Here is a 1,075-nt window from a genome sequence, read left to right on the forward strand (position 1 = left end):
GACGGATTGTAATATGAAGTGCGACAGCTAAAAAACAAAGAGGCCCATGTTTGGATTCGTGTAAAATGGAAGTCACCACAACACCATTTTTCACAGGAGAACCCAACATGAGCTACTCCCATCTTAGCATAATAGAACGTGGACAACTAGAGACGTTACATCGGTTGGGCTGGTCGACACGGGCAATAGGCCGTCAGCTTGGGCGCCATCACGCCACCATTGCGCGTGAAATTAAACGTAGTCAGACCGATCTGAGTTACGCAGCCATAACAGCCCAACAGGCGTATCATCAGCGAAGAAGCTCCAGCGTACCAGCGGGTAAATTCACCCCTGAGCTTGCTGCAGAGCTGCAGGAGAAGCTACAGCAAACCTGGTCACCCGAGCAAATCGCCGAAAAACGCAGATGCGAAGGGGATAGCTTTGTCTGCTTTAAGACGATCTACAGATGGCTCTATGACGGCCGGCTGTCGGTTTCAGAGGCGCAGGTTCTGCGTCACAAAGGAAAGCGACGTAAACCAACGGAAACACGGGGACGGTTCCTCATCGGAACTTCCATCAGTCAGCGACCCAAAGAAGTACGCAAGCGTACAACCTTCGGGCATTGGGAGCTAGATACCGTCGTGTCCAGCCGAGGAAATAGCAAGGCTTGCGCGGCCACCTTCATCGAGCGTAAAACACGTCTCTATTTAGCCGTAAAGATGCCGGATCGCACCGCACATTCTATGGAAGTTGCCTTTGGTGTTGCCGCTAGTCAGTACCCGCAAGGGACCTTTCAGACGGCGACAACCGATCGCGGAAAAGAGTTCGCCTGTTATGCTGCTTTAGAGAACGTTCACGACATCAAGGTTTATTTTGCAGATCCCTATTCCTCTTGGCAACGAGGTTCCAATGAAAACGGAAATGGCCTCCTACGGGAGTTTTTCCCCAAGGGTCATGACCTTGCAACGGTTTCTGACGAGGAACTGGCAGATGCCGTCCGCCTCATCAACCATCGCCCTCGTAAATGTCTGGGCTGGAAGTCTGCATCCGAATCCTTCATGGACGAACTGTCGCACTTAGCTTGACAATCCATCAT

Annotated in this window: 1 protein-coding gene; it reads left to right on the top strand. The window is 51.6% G+C overall.

Annotated features, from left to right (window positions below):
• Nucleotides 1-107: 107 nt before the first annotated feature.
• Nucleotides 108-1,064: an IS30 family transposase gene (locus AC1DLI_RS34275; protein ID WP_477610196.1), complete on the top strand. Its 957-nt coding sequence runs from the start codon at nt 108-110 to the stop codon at nt 1,062-1,064.
• The last annotated feature ends 11 nt before the right edge of the window (nt 1,065-1,075 follow it).

This window comes from Paenibacillus sp. 01T443 (assembly GCF_056398325.1).